This is a genomic window from Paenibacillus sp. Soil787, from assembly GCF_001429545.1.
In the GTDB taxonomy this organism is placed as follows: Bacteria; Bacillota; Bacilli; order Paenibacillales; family NBRC-103111; genus Paenibacillus_E.
This window is the reverse complement of sequence record NZ_LMSP01000006.1, coordinates 35,144-58,694: the sequence shown is the minus strand read 5'-3', so window position 1 is coordinate 58,694 and position 23,551 is coordinate 35,144. Positions and strand designations below refer to the sequence as shown.

Annotated in this window: 15 protein-coding genes; 13 read left to right on the top strand and 2 right to left on the bottom strand. The window is 44.7% G+C overall.

Annotation, left to right across the window (positions count from 1 at the left end; genetic code table 11):
• Positions 1-212 precede the first annotated feature (212 nt).
• From ASG93_RS08860 to ASG93_RS08805, 12 genes are all read left to right on the top strand, one after another.
• On the top strand, positions 213-1,202 hold the full coding sequence (locus ASG93_RS08860) for an ABC transporter permease (RefSeq protein ID WP_082614800.1): 990 nt from the start codon (positions 213-215) through the stop codon (positions 1,200-1,202).
• 20 nt (positions 1,203-1,222) lie between these two features.
• The gene (locus ASG93_RS08855; protein WP_056830964.1) at positions 1,223-2,086 is read left to right on the top strand and encodes a carbohydrate ABC transporter permease; all 864 of its coding nucleotides are present in this window, start codon (positions 1,223-1,225) and stop codon (positions 2,084-2,086) included.
• A 93-nt stretch (positions 2,087-2,179) separates the two neighbouring features.
• Complete coding sequence (locus tag ASG93_RS08850; protein ID WP_056830963.1) at positions 2,180-3,766, top strand: extracellular solute-binding protein; 1,587 nt, start codon at positions 2,180-2,182, stop codon at positions 3,764-3,766.
• Between the two features lie 136 nt (positions 3,767-3,902).
• Positions 3,903-4,646, top strand: a complete 744-nt coding sequence (locus tag ASG93_RS08845; RefSeq protein ID WP_056830961.1) for an SDR family NAD(P)-dependent oxidoreductase — start codon at positions 3,903-3,905, stop codon at positions 4,644-4,646.
• Positions 4,647-4,661: 15 nt separating this feature from the next.
• On the top strand, positions 4,662-5,759 hold the full coding sequence (locus ASG93_RS08840; protein WP_056830958.1) for an enolase C-terminal domain-like protein: 1,098 nt from the start codon (positions 4,662-4,664) through the stop codon (positions 5,757-5,759).
• A gap of 97 nt (positions 5,760-5,856) precedes the next feature.
• Positions 5,857-7,443: an extracellular solute-binding protein gene (locus ASG93_RS08835; RefSeq protein WP_056830956.1), complete on the top strand. Its 1,587-nt coding sequence runs from the start codon at positions 5,857-5,859 to the stop codon at positions 7,441-7,443.
• Between the two features lie 43 nt (positions 7,444-7,486).
• Positions 7,487-8,920 (top strand): GDSL-type esterase/lipase family protein, encoded by a 1,434-nt coding sequence (locus ASG93_RS08830; protein ID WP_235550793.1) that lies wholly within the window; start codon positions 7,487-7,489, stop codon positions 8,918-8,920.
• An 88-nt stretch (positions 8,921-9,008) separates the two neighbouring features.
• Complete coding sequence (locus tag ASG93_RS08825; RefSeq protein WP_056830952.1) at positions 9,009-11,207, top strand: helix-turn-helix transcriptional regulator; 2,199 nt, start codon at positions 9,009-9,011, stop codon at positions 11,205-11,207.
• 74 nt (positions 11,208-11,281) lie between these two features.
• Positions 11,282-13,141 carry a heparinase II/III family protein gene (locus tag ASG93_RS08820; RefSeq protein WP_056830950.1) on the top strand — a complete coding sequence of 620 codons (1,860 nt, stop codon included), beginning with the start codon at positions 11,282-11,284 and terminating at the stop codon, positions 13,139-13,141.
• A 597-nt stretch (positions 13,142-13,738) separates the two neighbouring features.
• Positions 13,739-14,089: a hypothetical protein gene (locus ASG93_RS34015; protein WP_056830948.1), complete on the top strand. Its 351-nt coding sequence runs from the start codon at positions 13,739-13,741 to the stop codon at positions 14,087-14,089.
• Between the two features lie 116 nt (positions 14,090-14,205).
• Positions 14,206-15,780 (top strand): SWIM zinc finger family protein, encoded by a 1,575-nt coding sequence (locus ASG93_RS08810; protein WP_056830945.1) that lies wholly within the window; start codon positions 14,206-14,208, stop codon positions 15,778-15,780.
• Positions 15,777-18,878: a DEAD/DEAH box helicase gene (locus ASG93_RS08805; RefSeq protein ID WP_056830943.1), complete on the top strand. Its 3,102-nt coding sequence runs from the start codon at positions 15,777-15,779 to the stop codon at positions 18,876-18,878. The genes ASG93_RS08810 and ASG93_RS08805 overlap by 4 nt, the downstream gene beginning before the upstream one ends.
• Here the strand turns inward: ASG93_RS08805 and ASG93_RS08800 are convergent.
• The gene (locus ASG93_RS08800; protein ID WP_056830941.1) at positions 18,823-19,608 is read right to left on the bottom strand and encodes an ATP-binding protein; all 786 of its coding nucleotides are present in this window, start codon (positions 19,606-19,608) and stop codon (positions 18,823-18,825) included. The two genes, ASG93_RS08805 and ASG93_RS08800, sit on opposite strands and share 56 nt — an antisense overlap.
• A 287-nt stretch (positions 19,609-19,895) precedes the next feature.
• On the opposite strand from ASG93_RS08800, the gene ASG93_RS08795 reads away from it, so the two are divergent.
• Positions 19,896-20,654: a C1 family peptidase gene (locus ASG93_RS08795; protein WP_063891822.1), complete on the top strand. Its 759-nt coding sequence runs from the start codon at positions 19,896-19,898 to the stop codon at positions 20,652-20,654.
• A 69-nt stretch (positions 20,655-20,723) separates the two neighbouring features.
• Here ASG93_RS08795 and ASG93_RS08790 read toward each other — a convergent pair whose 3' ends face one another.
• Complete coding sequence (locus tag ASG93_RS08790; protein ID WP_056830939.1) at positions 20,724-23,204, bottom strand: S-layer homology domain-containing protein; 2,481 nt, start codon at positions 23,202-23,204, stop codon at positions 20,724-20,726.
• Positions 23,205-23,551: the final 347 nt, after the last annotated feature.

The window sequence follows — 23,551 nt, the reverse complement described above, 5'->3', positions numbered from 1 at the left end:
GTATCAAAAATGCCCGTTAATGGCTCTAAAGCCAATTAACGGGCTTCTTCATTGCGAAGCTAATCAATGGATATAAACCAATGATTTTAAATATTTTCAATGATTTTATAATCCATTTTTGAATGAAAATGAAATTAATTCAATGAGTTTGCAATAGTAAAAGCGCTTTCAAACCCGTAGTATTTAGACAAGGAAGCGAGGGGGAAGAGAAAATGACAAAAAAACATGTTCACTCAGTAACAGTTTCAACACTGTCTGATCCCCTGCCATCCGTTGCTGCGAAAACTAAAAAAACGCACTCGGTTTGGAGGGAATACGTTAAATCTCGTTATTTATTCGTTATGTTACTACCCGTAATAATCTGGTATGCCATCTTCGCATACGGACCCATTTATGGGATACAGCTTGCCTTCAAAGAATTTCATATTCTCGATGGAATTAATGGAAGTCCTTGGGTGGGAATGGAAAACTTTAAGTATTTGTTTTTTCAATCTCCAGATTTCTGGTTGGTCATGAAAAATACGGTTCTCTTAAGCCTGTATCATATCGTATTTGGTTTTCCGGCACCAATCATACTGGCTATTTTGTTCAATGAAATCAGATATGACCTTTTCAAAAGAATTGCTCAAGCGCTTACCTATTTGCCGCACTTTCTATCTTGGGTCGTTCTTTCAGGCATAATGTTCATCATTCTGTCTCCTACCACGGGAGTCGTGAATTATGTTATGGCAGCATTCGGCCTCGAGCCTATTTACTTCTTAGGTGACCAAAACTATTTTCGATTTACATTGGTTATTTCTGCGATCTGGAAAGAAATTGGTTGGGGAACGATCATTTATTTGGCCGCACTTGTAAGCATTGATACACAACTATACGAAGCCGCCATTATGGATGGAGCCAATCGCTGGAAGCAGACGCTTCACATCACACTTCCTTGTTTATTGCCGACGATCGCGATTATGTTTATATTCCGAGTTGGCGGAATCTTGGATGCAGGCTTCGATCAGGTGCTTAATCTCTATACGCCGGGCGTTTTCTCGGTAGGAGATATCATTGATACCTTTGTCTATCGGATGGGTATTTCGCAAATGCAATTCAGTCTAACGACAGCCATGGGCTTATTCAAGAATGTGATTGCGTTCGCATTAGTCTTATTAACCAACTACCTTGTTAAGCGTTCCGGACAGGAAGGTTTAATTTAAATGGAAAGGGGTGATTTAAAATGCAAATGACAACAGGCGAGAAATTGTTTCAAGTACTTTTGTTAGTAGGAATTTCCTTACTTTGTATCGTCATGATGTATCCGTTCGTGCATGAGCTTGCTGTTTCCCTCAGTTCTCCGACGGAAGCACTTCGTCAAGGTATTCATCTTATTCCCAAAGAATTTTCGTTTGGTGCGTATAAAGAGGTGTTTTCCTCTAAGGATATATGGAACGGGATGGGAAGCTCACTGTTTCGGACAATTATTGGTACAGTCTTAATGGTATTCTTCATGATGTTAGGGGCTTATCCCTTATCTAAAAAGCATTTGCCGCATCGTAATTTTTACACCATGTTCATTGTGTTTACCATGTTCTTTAGCGGCGGTTTGATCCCCACTTATCTGTTAGTTAAATCCTTACATTTGGTTGATTCCCGTTGGGCTTTGATCGTGCCCTGCTTGATTAATACGTTCTCCATGCTCATTTTGCGAAATTTCTTTATGGCCATTCCGGAAGAGCTGGAAGAGTCCGCGAAGATGGATGGAGCCAATGATATTATAGTGCTCGCCCGGATCATCGTACCTCTGTCGTTGCCTATTCTAGCAACCATTGCTCTTTGGTCCGCAGTCTTTCATTGGAATGCATGGTTCGATTCCCTCATCTATGTGCAAGATCCCACCAAGCAAGTATTGCAGATTTATCTTCGCAAGCTTGTCGTTAGCAATGAGGATACTTCGCTGCAGACACTCATGAATCCGTATGTCACCGGTGAAAGCATTAAAGCAGCGGTCATCATGTTTGTCACAATGCCGATCCTAATCGTGTATCCATTTCTTCAAAAATATTTTGTTAAAGGCGTTATGGTCGGATCACTGAAAGGTTAATCGCTATTGGATAATCCGAAGCTTGGTACCAGCCTTAAATCAGCTTCGTTTCATCATATAACTTGTCTTTATACGAAAAGGGAGGATTTATCGATGAAGAGTACGCAAAAAAATGTAGCCGTATTACTTTCCGCATTGATGACCGTTGGAACATTGGCAGGTTGTGCAAGCAATAAGTCAGCAGATGTAGCATCACCCGCAGCAACTGCTGCGCCAAGTGTTGCACCTAAGCCAGAGCCACCGATTGAAATTACTTGGACGGGGCGCTGGCCGCCGAACACTTCTGACAACGTTGTACAGAAATATCTTGAACAAAAGTACAACGTGAAAATTAAGAACATTAACTTAGACCTAGCTACGTGGCAAGATCAATTAAACGTGAAAATCGCTGCTGGGGAAATTCCCGATGTATTCACCCAAGATGCTGGAATGCCCCAAATGCAGCAGTGGGCGGATCAAGGTGTTCTTGCCAGTATTTCAGTTGATGAGATCAAAAAGTATATGCCTAAGTATTCGGCCGAAATAGAAAAATTGGATCAAAACATCTATAGCTACGGCTTATATAAAGGGAAAAACTGGGGTATTCCAAAGGTGTACGTGGAGGGACCCAGCCCATTCTTGCCTGTCTACAATACGGCATGGATGAAGAAGGTAGGCGTGACAAAGGCACCGGAAACGATTCAGGAGCTGGAGGCTCTATTGACGAAGTTCCGTAATGACGATCCGGACGGCAACGGCAAGAAGGATACATTTGGATTATCTGGACGGGGTAAAGATGTTCCTGGTCAAGTATTCAATTCCATCTTTGCCTCCTATGGTATTAACCGCCGTGGTTGGAACTTGGGCAGTGACGACAAAGTTTATTACGGGATGGTATCTGAACAAGCAAGACAGGCGTTCAAGACATTAAGCAAATGGTATAAAGATGGTTTAATTGATCCCGAATTCGCTACGGATGATTGGGTCCGTCTCCGCGCTAACTTCTTGAGTGGTCGTACAGGAGAAATGGATTCGGGCTTATGGGCTCATGACCACGAATTAGGTCCGGTTGGAGCCGAATGGAAAGCGAAAGGGCAAGAATTGACTTTCGGTAAAGGATTAAAAGGACCTAACGGCAAGTCCATGTTATTGGCGGCTGGTACGATTGCTCAACCACCTCAATTGTTAGGCGCAGGCGTTATGAAGGATGAGAAGAAACGTATCAAAATTTTGCAAATTCTTGATGATATCGCAACGAATGACGAAGCCTACTTGATGGTAACTAAAGGTGAGAAAGGCGTTAATTATGATTTGAATGGAGATGTAGCCGTTATGAAACCCGACTTTGCGGATCCGGCAAAGCTTGGTGCGCAAGTTGGTGCGGGACTCTGGTTTGGTCATATTGCCGCTCCTTCGATGTATAAGCATGATCAATCGAAAGAAAAATTGGATTTCAAAGCTAAAGTTAACGCTGATATAGAGACGATTAAGGATCCGGTAAATCCAGCTGTACTGCCTTCCGCATCTAAGGTTCAAGCTACACTCGATAAGATGACTGACGAGTATATGATCAAATTCGTCATGGGACAAACGGATACAGACAAAGGTTTTGATGAATTCGTTTCCCAATGGATGAAAGCAGGCGGACAGCAATTAACTGATGAAGCAAATGCAGTGTACCAAGAGCGTAAGAAGAAGTAATTCAATGTAAACTTAGGCAGAATAGGCTTTCTCGCGCAGCAGATGCTCGCGAGAAAGCCTCCATCATGATCTAGGTTATTTTTCATGGCATTAATTGAGAAAGTTTGAATTTGAATCCACATCAGGGAGGATCTATATGCCAGAAAAAGTGGCTTTGGTGACCGGAGGCGCATCGGGCATCGGAAGAGCGATATCAATACGATTGGCCGAGGATGGGTATACAGTAGTTATTGTAGACCGAAATTCTTTGCTAATCGATGATGTCATCGAGTCTATAACCAGAAACTCAGGTCGAGCATACAAGCAACAGATTGATGTAACGAATGAAGAGGCTCTTAGTCAACTTTTTCAGAATTGGGCAGCCAATTACGGTAGATTAGATGTGCTAATAAATAATGCTGCCATGAGCAAGCCTAAGCCGCTGGTTGACACTGAGCCTGCATTATGGGATGCCGTTATGGATGTGAATCTAAAAGGGGTTTATACATGTTGCCGACTAGCCTATCCACTGTTGAAGTACGGTGGCAATGTAGTAAACATATCATCCATTCAGTCTCAAAGTCTCGCAGAAGGGAATGCAGCCTACGGCATATCCAAAGCCGGAGTCAATTACCTTACTCGAGTACTTGCCAAGGAATGGCTAAAGGATAGGATCCGTGTGAATGCGGTTCTTCCAGCTGGTGTAGACACACCTTTGTTTCGAGAAGTAGTGGGTGTGAATTCCGAAGAAGCCTTGCGGAAGCTAGAGACAAGCATCGAAGAGGGGGAAATTCAGACATCCGAGCAAATTGCAGGCGTTGTTTCCTTGCTGCTTAGACCTGAAGCTTCAATTATTACGGGCACTTGCCTAGTAGCAGATGGTGGCAGCCAATTAAGATAATGGAGGAAATTCGATATGAAAATTACTGACGTTAAAATATACCTGCGCAAACAAGAGAAGGATACCAGGAGATTCAACTGGCGAGACGGTTTAGCAGGACCTGAGGTTTATGGCAATACAAGCCATGCTGATCTTCGAATCATGACAGATGAAGGAATTGACGGCTATGCTTCATACAGCAATGCGGATTATACAGCTTATATTGCCAAAAAGTATTTTAAAGATCTGCTAATTGGAGAAGACCCTCTTCAAAAAGAACTGATTTATCACAAAATTTGGGAGATCGACCGACTTGATTATTTACCGCTGCCCTTCTTCGGACTTGTTGATATTGCTTTGTGGGACATTGCTTCTAAAAAAGCGCAAATTCCATTGTATCAGCTTATCGGCGGATTCCGGGAAAAAGCAATGGCTTATGCTAGTACTGCGACATATAACACCATTGAGGAATTTATGGATGTTGCTGACCAATGTCTGGAAAGAGGCTTTAAGGGGATTAAGCTGCATGCATGGGGAGATGCACGTAGAGATGCGGAGCTGTGCCAAGCTCTTCGGGCCAAGGTAGGCAAAGATATTTATTTGATGTATGACGGCTCGGCCGGATTTGATTACCAGGATGCCTACTACCTTGGCAAAGCGTTAGAAGAGGCCAATTATCATTGGTATGAAGAGCCGATGCGTGAGTATAGCATTTACGCTTATCGTAAGCTGGCAGATAAATTGTCCATACCGCTTCTCGTAGCAGAGACTTCACCTGGAAGCTTCTATAATTCTGCGGATTTTGTGCATTTTGGTAAAGGAGATATGGTTCGTATAAGTGCCGGGTTAAAAGGCGGCGTCACAGGAGCGATGAAAATTGCACACATGGCTGAATCCTTTAATCTTCGTGCGGAAGTACATGGCGGCGGAGAATTGTGCATGCAGCTGATCGCAGCATTCAGAAACACATCGATGTATGAAGCATTCATTTGGGACAATCCGATTAATAACTGCCCGGAAGTTGATGCCGACGGTTATGTTCATGTGTCCAAGAAGCCAGGATTGTCCAACCATATTGATATTGAAAAGATTGAGAAAGAGGCATACACTTCGTTTTCGGTATTGGATTATTAAAGGTTAGTCGCTCTTTTATTATTCAAATCTTGGTATCAGCTTCAAAATAACCTTCGCTTCCCGTATAATTTTCATTATACAAAGGGAGGGTCTATCAATGAAGCTTACACAAAAAAATGTTGCTGTATTTCTTTCCGCATTGATGGCTGTTGGAACTTTGGCAGGCTGCGCAAGCAATAAGTCAGGAGATGTAGCATCACCTGCAGCAAGTGCTGTACTAAGTGCTGCACCTAATTCGGAGGCGCCGATTGAAATTACTTGGACGGGGCGCAATCCTCCGACCTCTTCTGAAAGCGCTGTACAGAAATATATGGAACAAAAATACAATGTGAAAATAAAGAATATTAACTTAGACCCTGCTAATTGGAAAGATCAGTTGAACGTGAAGATCGCTGCAGGCGAAATTCCCGATGTCTTTACACACGATGCTCAAATGGATCAAATGCAGCAATGGGCGGATCAAGGTGTTCTTGCCAGTATCTCCGTAGATGAAATCAAGAAGTATATGCCTAAGTATTCTGCTGAAGTGGAAAAGCTGGATCCAAACATCTATAGCTATGGATTATATAAAGGAAAGAACTGGGGAATTCCAAGGTTGTACTTGGAAGGAAACAGCCCATTCGTGCCTGTCTACAATGCTGCATGGATGAAGGCGGTAGGCGTGTCAAAGGCTCCTGAAACGCTACAAGAGCTCGAGGATCTATTGACTAAGTTCAGCAATAATGATCCGGACGGTAACGATAAGAAGGATACATTCGGACTATCTGGACGGGGAAAAGATGCACCTGGTCAAATGTTCAATTCCATTTTTGCTTCCTATGGGATTCAACGCCGTGGTTGGAACTTGGGCAGTGACGGCAAAGTGTATTACGGGATGGTATCCGAACAAGCAAGGCAAGCCTTCAAGCTATTAAGCAAATGGTATAAAGATGGTTTAATCGATCCTGAATTCGTTACCGACGATTGGACTCGCCTTCGTGCTAACTTCTTGAGGGGACGTACTGGAGAAATGGATTCGGGCTTATGGTACTATCTGGACGAACTAGGTACGGTTGGAGCCGAGTGGAAAGCGAAAGGGCAAGAATTGGTAATCGGTAAAGGATTAAAGGGACCTAGCGGCAAGGCTTTGTTATTGGCGGCTAGCACGATTACTCAACCACCTCAAATGCTAGGCGTAGGTGTAATGAAGGATGAAAAGAAGCGTATCAAAATCTTGCAAATCCTTGACGATATGGCGATGAACGATGAAGCCTATTTAATGACAAGATATGGAGAGAAAGGCGTTCATTATGATTTGATTGGAGAAGCAGCCATTCCGAAAGGTGAGTTTACGGATCCTGCTAAGCTAGGTGCTCAATCCGGTGCGGGCATTTGGTATGCTCACCTTGGCTCTCCAACCATGTATAAGCATGACCTTGCGAAATCCCGATTGGATTTCAAGACGAAAGTGAACGCTGGTATCGAGACGACGAAGGATCCGCTTAATCCAGCTCTATTGCCTTCCGCCTCTAAGGTTGCAGCTACATTGGATAAGATGGTTGACGAGTGTATGATCAAATTCATCATGGGAACAGTCGATACGGACAAAGGTTTTGATGAATTCGTATCCCAATGGATGAAAGCAGGCGGTCAGCAATTAACCGATGAAGCAAATCAAGTGTACAACGAACGTAAGAAGAAGTAGTTTTCATTTCGGACACATGATGGGGGCGCTTAGGTTGACATCCATGCGGAAAACAGAGATTAAGATTGCCAAACTGCATTCGGGTCAGATTGAACAATATGAACAACTGCATCGAAATATTCCGGCAGCTATTGAAAAGAATCTAAGGGAGAAGGGTATTACCTCGCTTCGAATTTTTCGAGAAGGTTCAACTTTGGTTATGATCGTGGATATAGATCCTGATATGGAGAAGAAGGACCGATTGATCGATGAGGCAATCCAAAGTGAATGGAACAGGCTGACAGGAAATTGCTTCGCCGATTTTTGGAAAGATGCGACCGAAATCTATCGTCTAGCGGCTGGAATGGAGACTTCTCAAGATTATTCTACCCGCGACGGCCTAAAGCGTATTGCAAATAAATTAACGAACGGACATCAGGTGACAGTCGCTTTCATAGGTGGATCGGTTACAGCGGGAGAAGGGGCTTCGGATTCAAACGCGACAAGCTATCGTGCACTGGTGTGTCAAAAATTAGAGCGTCGCTTTCCTGAAGTGGCGTTCACGTTCATCAACGCAGCCATTGGGGGAACCACCTCTACCTACGGGGCGTTTCGGTTGGAGGATCATGTACTCGATCATGCCGCTGTCGACCTTCTTTTCGTAGAGTTTGCCGTTAATGATGCAGGAAACAGAACCGAGTCCATCCGGGCAATGGAAGGCATCGTTCGTCATGCTAAGCGGAGCAATCCGCAAATAGACATTTGTTTTATTTATACGGCACGGCGATCGGGCTCCGAAAGCTATTCGTCGAACCGCAGGCTGCAGGACAATATTTATAACCACGAAGAAGTCGCTGAATATTACCAACTTCCATCCGTAAATATTGCTGGTGCCATTTATAATAAGATCATCTCAGGAGAGATAAAATGGGAAGATATTAGCGGTGATGAAGTGCATCCGAATGATTTCGGTTATGCATTGTATGCAAGGGTAATAGAAGATTTCTTGGACAAAGAGTTAATCGTACCCAATGAGAAGTACGAAGATCCATTTGCACTCCCTTCACCGCTGGATTCGTTCTGTTATGAGAATGGAAAGCAATTGTCACCTTTAATAGTCAATACGAGTTCCAATTGGCGAATGATTGAAGGTTGGACAACCGAGCAAATCTTCAACTGGGCGCCTACTGCAGACATCTTTTTTGGGGAGACACCTGGAGATGAGTTTCAATTCAGCTTTACTGGAACGGCAGTCGGCATCTCCTTGTTGGCTGGAATGGATACTGGAGACATTGAGGTTTCACTTGATGGCGGAGCTTTTCGAACCATACCCCTTTTTGATCGATACTGCTTGATGTTTTATCGACCAATCATAATCGTGTTTTCGGAGCAGCTTGATCGCGGCACACATACTGTAAACATACGCATTTCCAGTGAGAAGCATGAAACGAGCAGTGGGCATGCGATTCGTATTTTGAAGCTGCTAGTGAATGAATAGAGCAGAAAATATGAATTTGCATCTGATGGTTAGTAAACCTTAAATCGTATATAATAGCTGGAGTTGTTAAATATAAAGGGGACCAGATATGAGACTGATTTGGAGATTCCGACGCAGCTACTTCATAAACTTAGTGTTATCCTACTGTATCCTTGCTATCTTGTTAATAGCTGGAATAGGCGGGTATTTATTCACTCAAGCCAACACCATGATGCTGGACGAATTAACGAAGGAAAGTCAATCTAGGCTGAATACGGCGCAAGACTTGCTTGAAAAGAATGTTCTACCGAAATATGTGGAAGGAATGATGGCTAAATATTTTAGCGGTGTGGAGCCAAATCCAAAGGATATGTTATACCGTATTCTGGACACAGGCTGGGAAACCAATATGACCGAAATTGTGGACCTGATTAAGCAAATTGCGTTTATCAATGTGGCTAATGATGGTATATCTAACATGTCGGTATATGTGAACGAAGGCAGCTTTGCCTTTGACCGAATTTATTTTTATCCTAGCATTGAGGAATCGCCTGATCGCACGTTATTGAGCAATTTGAAATCAATTCCCAAAAATAAATGGTACATTCGTACGACGCCTGGACAAAAGAAGGTACTAACTTATGTCATTTCATTGCCTTTAGGTTTTCCGGATGATAAGGCCAAGGGCTATATGTATATAGATGTGGAGATTGACCATTTAACGAAGTTGTTGAAGCAGGTTATGAACACACCTTATGAAAAGCTATATGTGCTTGATTCAGCCCATCAGCCCATTATTGCTACAAGCCAAATAGACAACGATAGTTTGAAAGCGATTACAAACGAACTCGGTTTTTCTTCTGCTCCATCATCCGTGAATGTAAAACGTTCAGAGCAGGGAAGTCAAATCATTGCGACGTTAAACGGCGGTGATCTGCAGTCGTTTCAATACGCAATCATTCGTCCTTTAGATTCATTTTCTTTGTTTGGAAATAAGTTCAAGAAACAAATCATATCAAGCTGTTTCCTTATCTTTTTTTTAGGAATTATTATCGCTTTTTTGCTGTCTAAACGATTTTATTTCCCTTTAAAATCCGTACTGCATACGATAAGGCGATTAAATCCTATAGATCCTAATCATTCTGCAACTGAAAATGAATATAATTTGATTAATCGTACGATTCATAATTTGGGTCAAAAAGTCATCAATTTGGAAACAAAAGTTAAAAAGAACCAGCTAACGGATCTTCTAATGGGCAACCTGTTCGAGCTAAGCGGTATTGACCAGATTCCAACTCACTGCCAATACATTGCTGTAGACTTGCAATTAATGAATGCAAGCAGTGACATATTCTGCAACCAAATAGACGTAGAGGATGAGAATCCTTCGTTCAGAATGGATTGGACTCCCATAAGCAAGAGCAAGGTTGCATTATTGATCTTCGCTAGCTTGCGTGAAGAACAACCGGATGAATGGATAAAAATTCAACTGGAAAAAATTCGAGAAGCAAGTCAGGTTGAATTTGCCGCATCAATCGGTCCTTCCGTTCACATGATCGAAGATATACCTACATCGTATCGGGAAGCCGCGCGTAATCTTCGATACATTTACTTATATGGCCATTCAGCCGTTGTATCCCATTCTCAGATTAGCGGTTTTAGCGGTGAACCTATCGTATTGTCTTTTGAAGCTTTAAAAAATTCAATCCGAGCAGGAAGTGTTGGTGAAAGCGAGAAAATCTTGCAAGAACTGGAGATCAGCTATTCGGCACCTGTTAAAATCGAAGTCGTGGAATTGTCGCAAATGCAGTTGCTGACGGCACTGTCTGAAATTGTCATGGAGCTTAATCTTCATCACATTATCCCAAGCTCTGAATTGTTTCGAACCGAGAGGACGGAATCTATTCTAGAGATGATGACTTGGATTAGAGGATTAGTCGTCCAGATGGCTGATTATATCGAGGCAGGGAGGACTAAGGGGCATTCTGAATTAATTCACCGGGTTAAGGATTACATCGATGAGCATCTGCACGAGGATTTGTCGTTGGATTTATTGTCACAGCTTGTATCCTTGTCACCATCTTATATTTCAACTTTGTTCGCAGATGTCTTAAACGTCTCTTTTACAGAATATGTAACGAAGGCTCGGCTAGACAAGGCTGCAGAGCTTCTGAAAGCGGACCGATCGTTGTCCGTTGCCGATATTGCCACCAAGGTCGGGTATCGTAACTCGGGATATTTCATTACAAAATTCAGGACAAAGTTCGGGGTTACTCCCATGCAATATCGAAACTCTTGGTCGGCTTAATCCGAATAATAGCAAGTAACATTTAGCCGTTAATTGCAACAATCCGCACACCATAAAAGCAAAGGATTGATTTTATGCTTAGCACATTAACGCTCCGCGAATTGAAGTTTGCTCTGGAACAATCACAGCCGGAAGCGCGCAGGCTGTTTCCAGAAGCCGGTTCCACCGAACGGTGGATGCAAATTAGAAAGGATGAACGCTATTCGGAGTTCTGGGAAGGGCTAGAGGAACAGGCAGTACGCATCCAGGAAAATCCAGCTTGTCTACCTCAATTTTCCGATTATACCGTATTCGGCGAGACAGGCGACAACATTAACTTTGAGAAAATACGTGATAAGCTGTACGCGGGACTGCACACTTTCAGCTTGCTTGCCATGACGGACGACCGTCCAGAATGGAAGACAGGGCTTGAGAATGCGATTTGGTCCGTGTGCAATGAATATTCCTGGGTACCGCCGGTACATGCCGGGCTGTATGTCAATGAATATCCGAAAGGAATTTGGGATCAGCCGGCTCCGCCCCGTGAAACGATCGATCTGCAGGCAGCTGCAATCGGATTTGCACTGGCTGAAATCATCTACCATGTAGGTCACCGTCTGCATCCTTGGGTAGTCTTCCGCGCAAAAGAGGAGATCGAGCGCCGCATCTTTCAGGTTTACTTCCATGATCCTGTTCCGCAAAACTGGGAGTTGAAGACGAATAACTGGCCGGCGGTTTGCGCAAGCAACATCGGCGCCGCAGCCATTTATTTAACTCAGGACAGCGAACGGCTGGCTGGCATGCTATGGCGGGTAATTGGAGCTTTGCGCCAATATTTGTCGGGCTTTGACGCGGAGGGAGCGACCCCTGAAGGCCCAGTATACTGGCAGTACGGTTTTTCGCGCCTTGTCTATTTTGCCGAATTGCTGAAGGAGCGTACTGGTGGACGCATAAACCTGCTTGCTGAACCGAAAATAGAGAAGATTGCGAAATTCCCGCATTACTGCATGCTGTCGAACGGCAAGGTGGTCAATTTCTCCGACGCTGCAGAAGAAATTCGTTTCCATACCGGGCTTTTCCATCGTTTGCGCCAAACGATCCCTTCCCTTTCCTTACCGCCGGAAGAGTACCAACAAGCCAACCAATTCAAGGATTTATGGATCGATGCATCAAGACTAATGCTTTGGTCGTCAGATCAACCCGCTGCTGAAGCAACTCATGCTTCCGATTGTCAAGAAAGGGTGGAAGAGCGGGTTTTCGCTGGAAATCAGTGGGTCATCTCGAAGGTATTGCAGACGGATGGGAGCGTAGCCGCATTCGCAGCGAAGGGCGGGCATAACCAAGAACCGCACAACCATAACGATTTGGGGCATTTCATCCTGCATGCAGGCGGAGTTAACGTGCTCGCTGATATTGGAATTGGCGTATATACCAGGCAGTATTTTCAGCCAGAACATCGGTACGAAATGATTCAACCAGGTTCTCATGGACATTCTGTGCCGATCATTAACGGTTGCAGACAAGGTTTTGGCCAAAAGTACAGGACAGAAATAATAAATCAAAACAGAACCGAAGATGAGCTGTTGTTTGAGCTAGATTTATCGGAAGCTTACGAGTGCCTATCTTTACAACGATTTACTCGCCAGTTCCTATGGCGCCGTCCGACGAACGAAAACTCGCAGCTTATTCTGACAGATCAAGTGACGTTGCATGAACCTTCATCCTCCTTCCAGGAAGTATTCATTTGTGGTGTTGAGCCGCAGCAGCAGGGGCCGGGCCAAGTCTCGATTGGAGTAGTAATGATGACGTTTGAAGCAAAAGAGTGGCATGTTGAAGTGGAAGAACAATTGACGGTTGCGCATCCTGCCATCGAAAGAATGTTTTATCGTCTGCTGCTGACCCGTAAGGAAATGAGCGAGTCCATCGAATGTCAATTCTGTTTTGAGATCACTTAAAGCTCCTTTTTTTGTGCATCAATGGAGGAATGAAAATGGTTAAGGATCTGCTGAGGAAAGGTGATCTGATTCAAGTTCATCTAGAAAATGATGACTATGATTAGCATGATGTAAGATCTTCTATACTGCCTGAGCCAGAAGAGTGTACCGAAAGCGCCGGACAAAGAAAAAGCCCGAGGGAAAGTACCCCGGGCTTTTTCGCGCTTTTGTTAACCACCTGAATTATGTTTACATCATCAATGCTGTATTATTTCCGCTTCTTCTTTTTTCTGCTGCCATGATTTGGTTTGTTATCACTTTGGTCTTTAGCGTGATTTTCTTGTTGTTTGTCGTGTGTTGACATGATCTTATCTCCCACCCTTAGAGTCATTTTTAAGCACTAATATTGTGTGCATTTAAAGGGTGCACCTATACAGGTGAGTATGGAACTAACTTAAGGTAATGGCTTGGGGAGCCCGGCTATTTCGATCCTGCTTGGACATTTACCTGCTTGCCCACCAAAATCAGCCCAATTATTGGTAAGATAGGCATTGGTACATTCCTTGGACTAGGCCTAAACGTATACTAACACAAACCTATAGAGGAGTTGACTCGCTAATGGAATACAAACCTAGCCAAATGAGCCCGATTAGTCAACCGTTCCAACCTAGCCAAATGAGCCCGCTTAGCCAACCGTTTCAACCTAGCCAACTCAGCCCGCTTAGCCAACCTAGTCAACCTGGCCCAGGCAAACCATATCAGTGTCCACCAACTGACCCGATCATGACAGATCCAGAAAGAATAGTAAGAGACTTCTACCACCCGCAGAGAGTTCAAGTTATTCATCCTATTCAAATTGTGAACAGACACCACTGCGTTCCCGTCTATGAGCATGTGTACACTTGTGAGGAGACAGATGAGTATTGCGGCACTCACCCGCATCCGCATCAAGGCATGCTCCGCGAATAGTTTACGAGACCCTAGCTTGAATCTGTAAAGATTCGGCTAGGGCTTTGTTATTTATGAGGACCTTCTTTCCTGTATAATAGAGGGATAGATAATTTATGATTCATGGAGGGCCACTGATGTCGAAGATAGTGATGGATTGGGATCATTGGAGAAATTGGATCCGGTCCTATTTTGATATGACGATTCTAAAGCGGGGTTGGGCGTATTATGGGGACGGTCACGTTAGGGAAGTTACAACAGAGGGAACAAGCATTATTAAAGCTAAAGTATCCGGATCCAGCACGTATAAGGTTCATATTGATTTGAGTTCATTTATGCGAAGCAAATGCAGTTGCCCTTATGGCTCTTCTTGTAAGCATATGGCTGCTGTTCTTTTTGAGGTTGCAGAGCAAATGGGATTTGATCCGAAGGAGTTTTTGACAGGCAGACGGAGCGATGCGGTAACACAGCAACAGATCAATCTCACGCCAAAACAGGCGGTTAAGCTGCCCAAAGCGACAGATACCTGTGAAGAGTGGCTGGCGTATTTTGAAAAGCAATATGCGAATTCCAAGGTTTATAATGCTTTTAGTGTGGAGGAGTTGTACGTTCGTGCCTGGAGGCAGCTAAATAAGCTGGCGGATGACTGGGAACCGACCATCAGGAGCATTTACGACATTCAAGTCGTTCTGTATCTCAAGCAGCTTTGTGATGCTTTGGCTGAGGCGAAGTCCGGTATGTATGATTTCTTTTATAATGGTGGTTATTTTTTCTCTAAAATAGCGAAACACAGCCGTGAACAGCTCACTTCTGTTCTTAGAGAGATCGATGTGGACAAAGCACAGATGAAGTACTCCGGGCATTTGAAAGAGCTCGCGGCTTATCTAGCCAAGAATGTTACTAGGAAGTCAATCTATTCCTATTTGAAATGGTCGGAGGTCAATAAGCTGCTGTGGTCGGATTTACTGTATGAAAAGGGTCTAGTGGCGGATGAGCTTACTAGATTGCGGAAGATTGCTGAGGATAAAGATAGGGACAAGGGTGCGCGTGAAGCAGCAGTTGCAGCGTTAGCGCATTTTGACATGATGAGTGAAGATGACGAGAACGCTTGGGAGCGGATTACAACAGGGATAGATGTACTCAAACCGGAGGATTGGTTTGGTTATTTGCACAATTTTGCTGCGGCGGAGCAGTGGGATCGTCTTTTAAAATGGCTGCGCTGGCTAGGGCCCGTGGTCCGCAAGGATGCTGTGCATTATGCGAGTGAGTATCTCGGTTTATGGAAAAAGGCGTCTGCCTCTATAAAAGTTGAAGATGAGCACAGAGAGGCCATGGTGGCACTTTTGCCCGCTAGTTATCAGCATTACTCTCGTTTTTTAATTGAAAAAGAGGAATACCAAGCATGGGCAGACTTGTGCCTGCTGCTAAATTTATTACCGATTCATATTGAATCTGCTCATTTGAAAATAGTCGAACAAGCCAATGTACGCGTACTTCTCCCCATATATCACTATGCGGCTGAGGAATGCATTCAGGGTAAAAATCGGGAAGATTACAGACAAGCTGTCAAGCTGCTAAAGAAGCTGGCGGCTGCCTATAAAAAGCTCAAGCAATCCACCCGTTTCGAGGCGTATGTTCAGCAGCTAAGCAAACAATATTCGCGTTACCGCGCGTTTCAAGAGGAATTGCGGAAAGGGAAGACTATTACATGATCAGCATGTCACAAATACATATCAGAATGGAGAGACTCCCTTCAGGGAGCTTCGTTTTTTTCGGAGAAACGGAGCAGGCCAACAAGGTTCCTGGCTATACGCTGAGAAAGCTGCTTTTTGCTTGGCATGAGCGGTCCTATTATGGGACGCAGCTCGAAAGCATTCAGTCCGCACAGGGTGAAGGCTTGGTTCTGACGCCTTATATGGCGATGGATTACCTGGCAGATCCAGGTGTTTTGTTGCACGGGAAATTATCGTGGGATGAGGATGTCCTGTTGATGAAGAGAGGGGCCTCTCTGTTTAGAGAGGCTTTGGCTGCTGGTTGGTACATGCCCTCGTATGAACAATGGCGAGAAGGAACAACGGGGTGGAAGCTGCAGCTGCCCGAGGAGAAGAAGGAAGAGTTTCTGCAGCTTTTACAAGGGAAGCGGCTGGGTGAAGCTCTCTGGCAGGACTGGTTCAATACCATAGTCGGGGAGATGCTGAGCCTAGATCCTGATTCGGAGATCAGCTCGGCTTGGAGCCGCTTGCTTGAGGAGAATATCTTGCTGAAGGTGGATGACCCAGCATCCGCGGCCGCTAGAGCTGATTTGAGCTGGATGCAGGAGGACGATTGGCTTCTTGCGATTGGTTGGAAGCAGGACGATGCGCCGTATCGTATTTGTGTGCAGCTTGTGGAGCCCTATGCAGAAGCATATGTGGACGGGACGACATCGGCCAAAGATAACGGGGCAGATTGGCGGCTCAGGTTCATTGCTCAGGATCGTAAGGATCCTAACCGATTCGTTGAGTTTAGTACGACGGGAAACTGTTTAACGGGTCAAATCCCTGCGGCTTGGCTGGATGACATTGAGGTTAAAATCCAGGAGCAAATAGACCGTATCCTGCGAATTCTACCATATCTGGAGAGTGAATTTCAGAGAGGGAAGATGATAGAGCAGTTGTCGGATGATCAAGCTTGGGAGTTCCTTACTGAATCGAGCTTGCAGCTCGTTGCAGCTGGCCTATCGGTGTTCCTGCCTTCCTGGTGGGAGGAGCTGCAGCGTCTGCGTCCTCAGCTAAAAGCTAAACTGCGGAGCTCGGTTGGTGCTTCGCGCAAGACCATGTTCGGCATGGATCAGATTATCCAATTCGATTGGCGTATCGCCTTGGGCGGGGTGGATTTGTCGGAGGAGGAATTTCTCCAGATCACTGAACAGAAGAAACGGCTGATTTATATTCGCGGTAAATGGATACAGCTTGATCCTGCCTATTTGGAGCAGATCAAGGCCGCGATGCGGCAGGTAGAGAAGAAGAAAGGACTTTCTTTCCGCGATGTATTAGAAATGCATCTCTTGGAGGGGGACGGAACAGATGAGGATGAAAAGACAGGTGCTGATGGAAGGAAGACGGGGGCTGAGGGAGAAGAAGCGAGAGCTGGAGATGGAGCTGAGGACGAAAAGCGGGAGCTGCTTAGGGTCAGCGTTGAGCTGAATAGCAGCTTGCGGAGCTTGATGAAGCAGCTGAAACAGGCGAAATCCATTCCGCTAGTTGAGCGGATTGAAGGTCTGGAAGCGGATTTGCGGCATTATCAGGTTGAGGGTGTGTCTTGGTTGCTTTTTCTGCGTGAGATCGGGCTAGGCGGGTGTCTGGCGGATGATATGGGGCTTGGAAAGACGATTCAGTTTATTGCTTATTTGTTGGCGGCAAAGAAGGCGGCGAAAGAGCCGAATCCGACAGCTGAAACGTCGAACCAAGCCAAAGACACAAACTCAACGACCAGATCTCAGGAATCTGTACCCTCCTTATTAATTTGTCCAACCTCCGTACTTGGCAATTGGCAGAAAGAGCTTGCGCGTTTCGCGCCAACTCTTAAAGTTCATCTCCATTACGGGGCGCAGCGAGCAAAAGCTGAAGATTTCGAAGCCTCTGTTCAAGATGCAGACCTCGTGATGACTTCCTACAACATCGCTCAGCTGGATGAAAAAGAGTTGTCAAGCGTGACTTGGAATGCTATCTGTTTGGACGAGGCACAAAATATCAAGAACGCTTATACGAAGCAATCTCAAGCTATTCGGAGCTTAGATGCTCGCCAGCGCATTGCTTTAACCGGGACGCCTATTGAGAATCGGTTGACCGAGCTTTGGTCGATTTTTGACTTTATTAATCCTGGGTATCTGGGAACACTGAGCCATTTCAATCATCAGTATGTGGGACCTATTGAGAAGAGTGATAATGGCTCACCTGAGCTGACCGCACGTGTGCAGCGTTTGATTCGTCCGTTCCTTTTGAGAAGGGTTAAAAAAGATCCGGCCATTCAGCTGGATTTGCCGGATAAGTACGAGTCCAAGGCTTATGTTGCCTTGACCACTGAGCAGGGGGCACTTTACGAGAACGTCGTGCAGAGCTTGATGGAAAAGATCGACAGCCTATCGGGCATGGAGAAAAAAGGCTTGATTCTAGCTTCGCTTATGAAGCTGAAGCAGATCTGTGATCATCCTTCGTTGTTCCTGAAGGATGGGGATAGTGCGGGGGCGGTGGATGCCCCCGAGAGGGCGGTGCGCTCAGCCAAGCTGGAGCGCCTGCTTGAAATGATCGACGAACTTAGGAGCGAAGGAGGCAGCTGCCTCATCTTCACCCAGTTCGTCGAGATGGGCCACCTCCTGCAGCGTGTAATCTCGCAGGAGCGGAGTGAACCCGTGCAGTTCTTGCACGGGGGGCTTACGAAGACGAAGCGCGATGAAATGATCGCGCGCTTCCAAGACGACGCGCTCCCGGATGCGGAGCGCTGCAGGATCTTCGTCCTCTCGCTGAAAGCAGGAGGAACCGGCCTCAACCTCACCGCGGCGAATCATGTTTTCCACTACGACCGCTGGTGGAATCCCGCCGTGGAGAACCAGGCCACGGACCGTGCTTTCCGCATCGGCCAAACCCGCGACGTGCAGGTGCACAAGTTCGTCACCCTTGGCACACTCGAAGAGCGCATCGACGAGATGATCGAGCGCAAAAAAGGTCTCAGCGACCAAATCGTCGGCACCGGCGAGAACTGGGTTACCGTGATGTCTACAGGTGAGCTTCGCGAGCTTTTTGCTTTGCGGCGGGAGTGGGTGGAGAAGTGATCAGGCGTATGACCAGCTTGAATGGGACACAGGCAGGGCCTTGTCCTCTAAGCCCCGGAGAATGCCAGGAGGCAAGGAGTGCTAAGAAGGGAGGAGTGGGACAATGAGCGAGCAGAAAGTAATTCGAAGCGGCAAGGCTAACGAGCCTGCGAAGGAAGCGGGTAAGCAGCAGCGGCTTGATCTCAATGTATTCATAGAAAGATAAGGTTGGTATTCGTATTAATGTCCATCTGCCAACACCGCTTTCAGTCGCTTTTGCTGCCAAAACAGGACTGGCGGATCCTGTAGCCATAATTTTATAACTAGGTTGACTATCGTACAACGTTTTTAACCATAAATCCCAATCCGACGCGTATTGAATTTCATCGAAAAATAAGAAAAGCGCAGTCTGATCGTGAGCGATATTATTCTGAAATATTTCTAAGATTTTTCCGATATCAACCAGTTTAAGTATAGGGTGGTCAAATGAAACGTAAAGAATTGCTTTCGGCGGAACTTCATTCAGCTCTTGCTCGATCATTTGATAAAGAATAGTCGTTTTCCCGACTCTTCTTGGACCAGATAAAATAACTTCGCGACGTATTTGTGCGTGATGAAAAATTTTGCTGGCTTCATAGAAGGCCAATCGTTTAACTGGGCGGGTAAACTCTTTTGGAACATGACCGTTAGCCCACCATGGATTATATCCAAGTAAAACTTTTAATATTTTTTCTTGTGAAAGTAAATCCATATTAACACCTTTTCCTGAATAATGTTAAGTATAATTAACATTATACCACGAAAAATGAAAATTAAACATTTTATATAACGAAAATCCTTCGGTTGGTACCCCCGAGAGAGGGGTGTGCTCCTCCAAGCTGGAGCGTATTGAACCCGTGCAGATCTTGCATGGGGAGCCATCAACTAATATTCATTTGTAGGATAACGGTTGGTGGCTTCTATTAGTCTATTGGACTATATACATATTTTGGTATCAAATTGTATAATTATGTATCATATATGAAAGGGTGTGTAGTTATGTCGAATCGTGTGTTCCCTTTGAAACGAGAAAAGCGTGACTTACGAGATTATCATTTTATGAGTACTTCGTTTAAGTCCCCGAGCGAGCTGCCCAAGAAAGTCGATTTGCGCTCAGACATGTCCCCCATTGTCGATCAAGGTGCACTCGGGAGCTGTACGGCTAACGCCATAGCTAGCGGGCTTCGAGAGTATTTGCTCGTAAGCAGTAAGGAGAAATGGACAGCCCTTTCCCGGCTTTTCTTGTATTGGCACGAACGCGAGCTTGAGGGTCATGTGGATGAAGATTCAGGCGCCTATATCCGAGATGGGATGAAAGTGCTCCAGAAGATTGGCGTTTGTCCAGAGGAAGATTATCCATATCATATTACAGATTTCAGAGATACTCCCGATCCCAAAGCAGAACGGGATGCAGCTAATTACAAAATCAGCGACTACCACCGGATCACGGATTTATATGCCCTTAAGGCAGCGCTGGCTGAGCAATCACCCGTTGTTATCGGTATGATGTTGTACGAGAGTTTTCAATCCCCTGAAGCAGCCCAAACAGGCAAAATTTCGGTTCCGAAGAAAAAGCGTGAACGGGTACTAGGCGGACATGCTCTGCTAGCAGTGGGCTATGTAGATCGTGGCCAGTCAGGTTATGTCATCGTGCGCAACAGCTGGGGTGAGGACTGGGGAGATCATGGTTACTGCTATATTCCTTATAAAATGTTTCAGGATCCGGACAGTGTGATGGATATGTGGACGGGGCGGTAGTTTCGCCAAATAGTAAAAAAAAGGGCCTGATACAGTGTATCAGGTCCCTTTTTATAAGTTGCGGTTGGATTAATTGATGAATCCAGCTTTAGTCAGGAATCGTTTCAGCATAACAGCAGCTTCTGCGCGAGTAGCTTGCTTGCTGGAACCGATTGTTGTGTCAGTTAAGCCATTGATGACACCAGCGTTGATAGCAGCAGCAATTTCGCCTTTTGCCCAAACGATTTGGCTAGCATCAGTGAATTTAGCTAACAATGCTGCTTGTTGCGTTGCGGAAAGATCGGATTTCACGCCTGCGAATGTCAAAGCGCGAACTACCATAGAAGCAAGCTCTTCACGAGTGATTTGAGCGTTGGCTTTGAAGGAACCGTCTTCGTATCCGTTGATGATCTTCGCTCCTGCAGCGGCAGCAACAGCACCTGCATACCAATCAGAGGATTTCACATCAGTAAACGTAGTTGAAGTTGTATCTGTGTTCAGTCCAAGGGAACGAACAACCAGAGCAGCGAACTCAGCACGAGTGATATTGCGATCAGGAGCAAAAGTAGTATCCGTTGCGCCATCAATTACCAGTTTGTTTGCAAGGAGACTTACATCATCCTTAGACCAGTGGGAAGCAATATCTGTGAAGTTCTTGTTTATTTCAACTACAGTATAGATACTGTTGCCGTTACGTTTCAGTGTAGCTACAGTTTTACCGTCTTTCGTTTCGAACGTTGCAGGCACGAAGCTATATTTCTTGGTAACTTCGTTGTAAAGAACGCCTGTCACTTTCTTCATGTCTACGGATTTGCCGATAGTTACGTTACGGGAAACATAAGTGTTTCCGAAGCCGTTGATCTCTACCGACTTACCGTCTTTGTCTTCTGCTGTGACTTTAAAGTCGATAGCATCAGTCAAAGAAGTAGCTCCGATTGCCTTCACTCCATCAGCAACTGCTGTTGCTGTTGTGCCGCTTACTTTCGTGATCGAAACTTTGATTTTCAGTTCAGTTACAGCAATACCAAGTGATTTAGCAAGATCTTCAAGCTTCAGGAGGGATAATGGAAGTACATAAGTACCGTTATCAGATGTGATTGTTACAGATGTACCAGCTTTTTTAGCTGCTTCAATTAACCCAGCTGCAGATAGAGAAGCGGAATCACCTTTTACAGTGATAGTAACATTATCGTTTCCTGCAAAAGCTTTCTCAAGAGCTTCTTTCGCAATTTGGTTGCCTACCGTAATCTCAATTTCTTTAGGCGGTCCAGTAGGTGTACTGCTACCACAACCACTAGTACAAGTACTGTCACTAGTTGTTACAGCTACCGCAACTCTAATTATTTTGCTGCCGTAGATGACATCAATTACTGTAGAACCAGTGCCAACAGCAGTAACAACACCAGCGCTTGACACAGTTGCTATGCTCCTATTATTAGTAAAGTACCATGAATTAGAAGTAACATTAGCAGTTGTTTGATCCGGGAAAGTGGCAGTTACAGTAGTATTATGTGTGCCTCCCACATTTAAACTGTATGAACTCGAATCGACAGCTATCGATGATACTACAGGGAATACATCAAGTCCAACGCTCGCGGATTTACTATCATATGTAGCATTAATGACGGTAGTTCCCTGAGCTAATGTTGTAAATTTACCCAAGCTGTTGATAGTTACAATGGACGTATTATCGCTTGAATAGCTTGCGAAAGACGTCACGTTCACCTTAGTGAGATCCGAATAAACGGCGTAAACCTGGGCGGAAACACTACCACCAACAGTAACTCCGTATCTGCTAACCGTAGCATCGGTTGAACTCGAAGACGACTTAAAGTAAATGCGATCGAGTGTTGGCATATTGCTGCTTTGGTTAGTTGCAGTACTAAAAGAAGCGGAAGGCCCAACAACACTTACGTTACCTGCAGCATCCACAGCTTGAACTGTAAAGGGATAAGTAACCCCTGCTTGCAGTCCTGAGACTGTATAAGTGGTTCCGCTGACATTGGATGCAATAAGCACGCTATCTTGATAGACATTGTAGCTTGTTACTCCTTTGTTATCAGATGCACCAGACCAGTTTAAGGTTAGCGACGTTGCCACAATATTTGTAGCGGTTAAAGTACCACTAGTCCAAATTGGTGCAGTGATGTCATATACTGCATCTTCGTATACCGATGTTGAGATGCTAGGAGCATTTAAGTATACATGGCTGTACACTGTACTGCCTAGCAGAAACGGAGCAAGAGTATACTTATAAACTCCACTAGTAACATCGTATGTACTGTAAGTTGCAGTTGCTGCTCCAATAACTTGTAACTTATCAGGTCCATAAACTTTAATTGTCACTCCATCAGGAGTATATGTATTGCTGTAAACTGAACCTGACACGTTGTTGCCATCGTAGGTTATACCTGAAAAAATGTTACTAGCAAAAGCGATAATCGGCATAAATACCATAAGTAGCATAGTTAAAGCTAGTACTTGCGATGTCTTCTTCATTGCATTCTTGTTTAGCAAGGTATATTCTCCTCCTTTCTTTGAATAGTTAGACTCTTCTCTTTTTAACAGCATGGTTCTTCTTCACCTCCTATGAATAATAAATAGTAAATTAAGACTAGTCCAAAGTTACTATCAGCTTAAACATATTATCACCATTTTTGGAATATTTATAGACTTGACATGTGAATATTCGACATTTTTTGTAAAAGTGTGTGATATTTCACATTATTAATGGTGAATTTGTAGAAACAAAAAGACCTGATACAAAGGACATAGAGTCCAATGAATCAGGCCTGATCTTAAAGAATACTAGTAATAAATCTTGATTTAATCAGGAAACGTTTCAACATAGAAGCCGCTTTCTGTACGAGTAGCTTGATTGCCCAAGATTGAGCTGTTTATCCATGGAACAATCCATA